General features: G+C 44.8%; 7 protein-coding genes. 1 reads left to right on the plus strand and 6 read right to left on the minus strand.

Features of this window, described 5'->3' with window-relative positions; all coding sequences use genetic code 11:
- Positions 1-42: 42 nt before the first annotated feature.
- The 6 genes from cobK to cbiD form a co-directional block, all read right to left on the minus strand.
- A complete protein-coding gene (gene cobK / locus ACTQ50_RS16535; protein ID WP_441485103.1) occupies positions 43-2,088 on the minus strand; it encodes a precorrin-6A reductase in 2,046 nt (681 codons plus the stop codon).
- Positions 2,081-2,821: a precorrin-3B C(17)-methyltransferase gene (gene cobJ, locus ACTQ50_RS16540; protein WP_441485104.1), complete on the minus strand. Its 741-nt coding sequence runs from the start codon at positions 2,819-2,821 to the stop codon at positions 2,081-2,083. The genes cobK and cobJ overlap by 8 nt, the downstream gene beginning before the upstream one ends.
- Positions 2,814-3,902 carry a cobalt-precorrin 5A hydrolase gene (locus ACTQ50_RS16545; RefSeq protein ID WP_441485105.1) on the minus strand — a complete coding sequence of 363 codons (1,089 nt, stop codon included), beginning with the start codon at positions 3,900-3,902 and terminating at the stop codon, positions 2,814-2,816. Before ACTQ50_RS16545 ends, cobJ begins: the two co-directional genes overlap by 8 nt.
- Before the next feature lie 41 nt (positions 3,903-3,943).
- Positions 3,944-4,702 (minus strand): precorrin-4 C(11)-methyltransferase, encoded by a 759-nt coding sequence (cobM, locus tag ACTQ50_RS16550; protein WP_441485106.1) that lies wholly within the window; start codon positions 4,700-4,702, stop codon positions 3,944-3,946.
- Between the two features lie 150 nt (positions 4,703-4,852).
- Complete coding sequence (gene cobI, locus ACTQ50_RS16555; RefSeq protein ID WP_441485107.1) at positions 4,853-5,536, minus strand: precorrin-2 C(20)-methyltransferase; 684 nt, start codon at positions 5,534-5,536, stop codon at positions 4,853-4,855.
- Positions 5,537-5,647: 111 nt separating this feature from the next.
- Entirely contained in the window at positions 5,648-6,838 is a 1,191-nt protein-coding gene (cbiD, locus tag ACTQ50_RS16560) for a cobalt-precorrin-5B (C(1))-methyltransferase CbiD (RefSeq protein WP_441485108.1), read from the minus strand.
- A 383-nt stretch (positions 6,839-7,221) separates the two neighbouring features.
- Between cbiD and ACTQ50_RS16565 the strand changes: the two genes are divergently transcribed.
- The gene (locus ACTQ50_RS16565) at positions 7,222-8,055 is read left to right on the plus strand and encodes a PD-(D/E)XK nuclease family transposase (RefSeq protein WP_441485109.1); all 834 of its coding nucleotides are present in this window, start codon (positions 7,222-7,224) and stop codon (positions 8,053-8,055) included.
- Positions 8,056-8,194 lie beyond the last annotated feature (139 nt).

The following is an 8,194-nucleotide window of genomic DNA, read 5'->3' on the forward strand; positions in this document are numbered from 1 at the left end:
CGCCATTTCCACATATGAAAGTCAACTATTTTACAACAGCCTTCACTCCATGTGCTGCGGCTTCTGGCAGGTAATAATATAAATAGGATTCTCTCCCATCATCAGATGATATCGTCCAATCTCTTTGGATCTGGAAGCTGCAAGCTGCACCACTTCCCGGTCTGCGAAATCGTATTCCTTAAGCACCTCCAGTGCCTCACTGATGGTTTCCAGGGTAATACAGTTGATCACGATCCGCACATCCTGGTTCTTTTCCAGAAGCAAAGCAACGATCTCTTTCAGATTTCCTGACGAACCGCCGATAAACGCATGTGTAGGAACTGGCAGTTCTGCCAGAGCCTCCGGTGCTTCTCCCTTTACAATTTCCAGATTATCGGCTGCAAATTTCTGTTTATTTTCGTAAAGAAGCGCTACCGCATCATCTTTTTTCTCCACCGCAAAGACCTGTCCCTGATCTGCCCGAAGTGCCATTTCCACAGACACAGAACCGGTTCCGGCGCCTACATCGTAACAGATGGAATCTTCCTGAAGACGCAGCTTGGCAAGGGAAACACAGCGCACCTCTTCTTTTGTCATCGGTGCTTTTCCACGGATAAATTCTTCGTCCGGAATTCCATGGGTGGAAAATGACGGCCTGGCTTTTTCATTGTATGCACATACGACGCTTAACGCCTGACCTTCATAGGAAGTCAGTTCACTGGCTTTCGCCTGGAAAATCTTTTCATCTGGATAGGAAAGATTTTCTCCCACATAAAGGAGCACATCTCCCATCTGATACTTCACCAGTTTCTGCGCCAGCTCTGCTACTGCACTTCCTGTTCCCAGAATGGAAAAGACTTTCTGATTATGTTTCATCATGGAAATCAGATTGCAGTTTTTACCATGGGCACTGGTGATCTTTGCATCATCCCAGGACAAACCGATCTGGGACATAAAATAAACCACAGAAGAAATTCCACAGATAATATCAATGTCGGCACAGCCATTCTCTTTTTCACTGTCACCCTGACTTTCAGAACCATCCACCAAAACTCCCTCTGAGTTTCTTTCTTTCAAAACGTCCAGCAGCTTCTTTGCCCCACTGTAAAAGCCCACATCTCCAGACAAAGCTATAACAATATTCTCATATTCCGGATGGCTCTTAATATAATCCCCGATCACATCACTGCGATATTCATACAGCACCGGCTTTCCCGGCTCCCGGATGGAATCCGCCATCCGCTTTGCACCAATGATCAGATCTGCTTTCTGAACCGCCTTTTTTCCCTGAATGGTAAGGGTTTCCTCACTTCCCATTCCAATTCCCAGAAGTGTAATGTGGGGCTTCATGGTAAGTCCAAAACGTTCTGTCAGCATATGCTTACATTCTGCCACAGAAAGCCCCTCTTCCTGCAGCGGTCTTCCAATAATAACCGGAATCACATCATTCATAAGGGCTGCATCAATCTTTTCCTGGAATCCCCCTGCTTTTCCTGTATCTTTTGTCACAAGGTATTTGCAGTCATACTGACGAAGCATGGCCCCATTTAATTCCATGGAAAAAGGTCCCTGCATGCCGATCAGGTGTTTTCCCTCAAATCCATAGCTTTTACAGGTTTCCATCACAGAAGGCAGGGACAGAACACGGGCATAAATGCGCTCTCCTGCGTCAGGTAAAGCGGTAAATTTTCCAAGCTCTTTGCTGCCTGTGGTAAGAAGAATATTCCCCTCAGTGCCTTCCAGGAATTTTACTGCTGCCTCTGTATCTTCCACATATACCGCCTTCTCCTGATGGGCTCCTTTTTCACGAAGAACTCTCTCATAGGAAAATCCTGTATTTTCACAGGCAGTCCGGATATTCTCCGTTACCTCGGCTGCATAAGGATGGGTGGCGTCCAGAACCAGCTTGGGGCTGCATTTTCTCAACATTGCTTCCATCTCTGACTCGTTCAGACGGCCGGCATGGATTTTCAGGTATTCATCCTCTTTTAAAGATTTGCTGCCATAATCTGTGGCAACACATGCAAGCACACGGACCTTATGTCTTGCCAGAAAGCTGCTTACCTCACAGCCCTCTGTGGTGCCTGCAAATACAACAACATCAGACATTTTTATATCCTCTTGGTGTTACCATTTTTCCGTTAATATTTCGGGTCTGTGAATTTCCAATAAATACGGTGGTAAACATATCAACCTGTGTGTCTTTCAGTTCTGCCAGAGTCATCACCTGGGCGTTTTCCCCCTCACGATTAATGTTCTGTACCGTACCACATACTGTTTCCGGAGATTTGTGCTGGAGCATAAGCTCGCAGGCTTTTTTCAGATAATCATGTCGTTTGTGGCTGGAAGGATTATAAAGAACGATCACAAAATCTGCTTCGGAAGCCAGCAGAAGGCGTTTTTCGATTTTTTCCCAGGGAGTCAGAAGGTCGCTGAGACTGATCAGACAAAAATCGTGGATCAGCGGTGCCCCAAGAACTGCGGCTCCTCCAGTGGCTGCTGTCACACCGGCTACCACTTCCAGCTCCACATCCGGGTAATTTGCACCAATCTCATACATAAGCCCGGCCATTCCATAGACACCTGCATCTCCACTGCAGATCATGGAAACAGTCTGTCCTTTCATAGCCTCGTCAAAAGCCATGACACAGCGGTCTACTTCTTTTCTCATTGGTGTTGTGAGAAAAGATTTCCCTGGAAAATGATCTTTTACAAGATCGATATAAACGGTATATCCAACAATTACATCACTTTTTTCAAGTGCTGCGGCGGCAGCTCCTGTCATTCCTTCATAGGAACCAGGACCGATTCCTACCACATAGATTTTCTTTTCTTTATTCAAAATGCATCCTCCATTCTCCAAGGGCAAGGGCTGTTGTCACACCCTCTGCACCATGTTTTCTCTGTATAAAATGAATAACAGTATTTCCAGCAGCTTTCACTGCACTTCGCTCACACACATTATCTACCCCCACATTCTTACTCACAAAGGCAGACGGGGTAAAGTCTCCCTCCAAAGCTAGAAGTTCCTCACTGGAAAAAGTAATAAAGGGAACATCTAACTTTTCTGCCAGAGTCAGAAGCCCAGGTTCTTCTTTTTTCACGTCAATACTTGCAAGTGCGGCAACTGCCTCTGGATAAATATCATTTTCCTTCAGGCTGTTAAACGCGGCTCTTTCCACAGCTTCTGATTCTTTATTTTTCCGGCAGCCCATACCCAGAACAACCGCAGGCGGCACTACGTGTGTTGTTGAAGGAAAGGGATAACAGTTTCTGTGTACAGTCACAGCAATTCCCACTACCGGAAGAGATGTGCCGTCCACAGCCTCAAAAGGAACTTCTGACTTGGAAAACTGCTTTTTTCTGCACAATACCAGTCCCTTCGGCAATTCCCCCTTCCAGGGAAATTCACTGTAAAATCCAACCTTTTCCCCTGCCAGCAGCGCAGCCGAAACCTCTTTTGCTTCTTTCATCCGGAAAATCTGACAGTTATTTTTCTTTGCAAACACATCCACTGCAAATTTTCCCTCAAGATCTGTAGCTGTTGTAACTACAGGGAGCGCATGTAAAATATCCGCAGCTCTATGAGCAAGTTCATTGGCTCCGCCAAGATGCCCTGACAGCAGGGAAATCACAAACTTTCCGCACTCGTCCACTACCAGCACAGCCGGATCTTTCTTTTTGCTCTGTACATAGGGGGCAATGCTACGCACAGCAATTCCAGTAGCTCCAATGAAAATGATGCTGTCCGCGGTCTCAAACTGCCTGCCAGTCCATTCCCCGCAGCTCCCTTTTATGGAGCCTGGAATGTATTTGCTCTTTGTATCAAGAGAAACAACATATCCTAGTTTTTCCAGTCCTGTTTTCAATTTTCCGCCAGTCTGCTGCCCTGTGAGGGTGTAGCATATCATGGAAATTTTCATCCGTTTTCCCTTTCCATTTATATGGATATTAAATCAAGACCTTATTTCGTTGCCTCGCGGAACTCAGTGGTAAATCCAGGATCATACAATTTGGAGCGGTCATAATGAGCGGCATTTACACAATCACCGATGATCATAAGTGCAGTCTTTGTAATATTGTTCTCCTTGGCTGTCTGCGCCAGGGTTCCCACTGTGCACACGAATTTCTTCTCATCCTCCCAGGTAGCCTTATACACAATAGCTGCCGGAGTATCTGCTGTATAACCGCCTTCGATCAGTCTTCTGCTCAGTTCTTCCAGCATTCCTGTACTGAGAAAAACAACCATAGTTGCCTGATGGGCTGCAAAGGACTGGATGCTTTCCTTTGACGGAACCGGGGTTCTGCCTTCCATGCGGGTGATGATCACGCTCTGGGAAATATCCGGCAGAGTGTATTCCAGATTTAAGGCACTTGCCGCGCCACAGAATGCGCTGACGCCAGGGCAGTAATCGTAAGCAATTCCCTTCTCGTCCAGCACATCCATCTGCTCTCGGATAGCTCCGTAAATACATGGATCGCCAGTGTGAAGTCTGACTGTTGTTTTGCCTGCAGCTTCTGCTTTTTCCATAACGGAAAGAACCTCTTCCAGTGTCATTTTCGCACTGTTATAGATGGTACAGATGTCCTTGGTGTACTCCAGAAGTTTGGGATTTACCAGAGATCCTGCGTAAATAACTACGTCTGCTTCTTCCAGATATTTTTTTCCTCTAACTGTGATCAGATCCGGTGCTCCGGAGCCTGCTCCTACAAAATGAATCATAGTTTTCTCTCCTTTTCTCTTGGCTATCATATTTTCAATACTTTGTCATCTATTGTTGTTCAGTACCCTCACGGTTATGAGCCAAAATATATTTCAATTTTCCCTCAGTGACGGCATTTTGAATACTGCCAGCTGAATAATTACCAACAATTACTTCTCTTTCACAATGATCAGCGAATAATATCCTGCATCATCTGGAATTTCTTCCACACTTCTGTATATTTTTTCATTGGGCATTCCGCAGTTTTCGATCATCTCAGCCTTATTACCAGAAGCCTTGATCTGTGCCTTTACTTCCTGCATCTTTTTACCGGCTTTCATCAGAACCTTCGTTCCAGGAAGCTTCAGGGCCTCTTCCACCTGGTAGGATGCCGGGATCACATGAAGCTGCTGGGATTTCTCCACCAGTCCCTCATTGAATCTTGCACTGACTGCGCAAAAAGAGGTAATACCGCTGACGATTTCTGTGTCATATCCTAACTGTTCCACCCGTTTATGTACATAAATATAGGTAGAATATACAGTAGGATCTCCCAGTGTGAGGAACACTACATTTTTTCCCTTTTCAAGCCAGTCTGCAATTATTTTTGCCCCTTCGTCATGAACCCGCTTCAGTTCTTCTTTTTCTTTGATCATGGGCATTGGCAGGGAGATCATCTGTTTGCTGTCAATTTCCGGATATGCACCTTTCATAATTTTGTAGGCAACTGATTCTCTGGGATCCTCTCCTGGAAAAGCCAATATATCCGCTTCCTTTGTAAGTCTTAAAGCTTTTAAAGTAATCAGCTCCGGATCTCCCGGGCCAACTCCTACGCCGTATAATTTTCCTGTCATATGTCTCTCTTTCTGGAGCCGGTTTTCACACTTGGATACGTACTCCGCGTTTATATGATTCTTTTCGCATAAGCGAAACATAACTTTATTCTATAAATGTGTTACATAACATTACCTGCAATTCATTGACTCTTGCGATTTAAGCAACTCATCCTGCTTCTGTATTTCCTGAATTAATTTCCCTGCATCCCTGGTTTTCCCCAGATATCCATACACATTGTTAAAGACCACCGCGCCAAGCTTAATCTGTTCATAAGAGCGGTGATCCAGATAAAACTGGATCTTCTCCATAATCTTTTCCATTGCAGGCTCCAACAGACCTTTTTCATGCATAATATCAAGAGCCTCGTCTGTGGTATTGCAATTCAGGATATCCCGGGCTGTATCGCCATCTGCTCCCACTCTGAGGGCATTGGCTACAAGCACCTCCATACGGGCATCCGCACTGTGGGAATGGGTATTCATAATTCCAGCCGCCACCTTTACAAACTTGCCGATATGGGCTACGAACAGGATTCCCTTCACGCCCATATCCACAGCCATATCAATGGTTTCTCCCACATAATTGCTGCACTTGATATTTCGTTCAAAAGGTAAGGTCATGTGCTCGCGCAGATAATCTGCACCGTAATTTCCAGGTGTCACAAGAAGATACTTTTCCCCCTGGGTAAAATGCTGTTTCATTTCCACATGGATACTCTCCACAAGGGCTTTTTCACTCATAGGCTCCACGATCCCAGAAGTTCCAAGAATGGAGATTCCCCCTGTAATGCCCAGTCTGGGATTGAAGGTCTTCTTCCCGATCTCTACGCCTTGTGGAACAGAGATCACAATCTTCAGACCACCTTCATAATCGTGGGAAACGGCAGCTTCCTCTGCTTCCCGAAGGATCATGGCACGAGGCACCGGATTAATGGCAGCTTTCCCTACCTTCTGGGAAAGCCCTGGTCTTGTAACCCGGCCCACGCCGACTCCGCCATCTATCACAATTCCGGCAGTATCCGTCTTTGATACTGTGGCATACACCAGAATGCCATTTGTGGTATCCGGATCGTCTCCAGCATCTTTTTTTACCGCACAGGTAACCTGATCCTCACTGATCTGGATATCATGCAGTTCCAGATCAAGAAGGATTCCCTTGGGAGTCATAAGCGGTACAGAAGTCAACTGTCCGCCTCCAAGAAGCATAAGGCAGGCTCCCTTACAGGCTGCTGCTGCACAGGAGCCTGTTGTATAGCCAAAACGCATTTTCTTTTGTCCGCGGATCACATAGTAATCTTCCAATCCAGTCTTGTGTGCCATGTTTCTTGCCTCCAAAATAAAAGAAGCCCTGTTCTGACAACAAAGCTTCTTTCCTACCAGTCTTCTCCCGGTTGCCGCAGGAAATCCTGTCCTGAAAAAGCATCCAGTATCTGACTGTACAGTAACGGACTTGTGCAGGAATTTCACCTGGCTTCCTGAAAAACTTTTCCCTGTTTTTATCCGTTACATTATATAATTTTGCTGTTTAAAAGTCAATAAAGGGGAATAGCTTTCTAGATAAAAGACGACCTTTGTCGATAGATTTTCATTGTCCGCGTAAAAAACTTATGATACAGTAATATTACATTTCTAAGGAATTATTAATTCTCGTCGTTTCGACAACAATTCCAGGATTGTAAAACAATTTAAAGGAGATATTGCCTATGTACAATGAAACTCGCCGTCAGGAATCAGTTACAGAAGAATTAAATGCCATCAAGAAATTACATCAAGATGAAAATCTGGCCTACTGTCTGACAAATGATTATATGTTTCGTGCCGTTTTGCAATCATCAGAAAAGGCGCTCCGTGGGCTTCTTGCTGCACTGCTTAAAATAAATCTGGAAATGCAGGTTGGCTCTATTGAGAACTGGACAGACCGTTCATTATATTATTTATGCCGCATTCATACAGATTTGGGAAAGGGCTTGGATTACACATCCACAAAATCTTCCATACATATTGGCATTGTAACAACATCTCCACTTCCAGAAGATGCTGCATTTTACAATGAATACAATTTACGAAATAAGAAAAATGGATATGAATACACTGGAAAATTTGAGATCCGTGTGTTAGACTTAAGTCAGTTATCGAATGTACCTGAGGAGGAAAAAAGCAGTCTACTCTACTACTGGGCACAGGCTTTTTCCGCAATTACCTGGAAGGAGATGATTGAAATGGCTGATAAATCAGAGGCGATTGGAAGTGCCGTTGTCACTCTTCATCAACTGTCAGAAGATAAGAAAATTAAATTGCAATGTGAAGCCAGAGAACGCTACTGGATGGACTGGCAGAGTTCCATGCGTACAAATTTTGAAAAAGGTCAGGCAGCAGAAAGGGTAAATACCGAAAAAGAACGTCAAAGAGCAGATTCCGAAAAAAAACGCGCCGACCTTGCAACTCAACGTGCCGATTCTGAAACAGAACGTGCTAACGCTGCCGAGATAGAAGTACTACGTTTAAAAGAAGAGCTTGCCAAGCTACAGCGAAACTAATTTAAACGAGGTGACCTCCACAGGTCACCTCAGATTGTAGACAAAGCCCTGCTTTTGCAGGGTTTTGCTATTGTTGGAACCGCTTTTCTGATATAATAAATATCAGAAGGGCGGTGTTTTTTATGATGACGAAAAATGC

This window comes from Blautia sp. Sow4_E7, from assembly GCF_052116245.1.
Taxonomy (GTDB): Bacteria; Bacillota; Clostridia; order Lachnospirales; family Lachnospiraceae; genus Blautia_A.

Excerpts from the sequence above, each read along its gene's own strand:
- cobK (WP_441485103.1), bottom strand. The coding sequence starts at position 2,088 with ATGTCTGATGTTGTTGTATTTGCAGGCACCACAGAGGGCTGTGAGGTA.
- ACTQ50_RS16545 (WP_441485105.1), bottom strand. The coding sequence starts at position 3,902 with ATGAAAATTTCCATGATATGCTACACCCTCACAGGGCAGCAGACTGGC.
- cobM (WP_441485106.1), bottom strand. The coding sequence starts at position 4,702 with ATGATTCATTTTGTAGGAGCAGGCTCCGGAGCACCGGATCTGATCACA.
- cobI (WP_441485107.1), bottom strand. The coding sequence starts at position 5,536 with ATGACAGGAAAATTATACGGCGTAGGAGTTGGCCCGGGAGATCCGGAG.
- cbiD (WP_441485108.1), bottom strand. The coding sequence starts at position 6,838 with ATGGCACACAAGACTGGATTGGAAGATTACTATGTGATCCGCGGACAA.
- ACTQ50_RS16565 (WP_441485109.1), top strand. The coding sequence starts at position 7,222 with ATGTACAATGAAACTCGCCGTCAGGAATCAGTTACAGAAGAATTAAAT.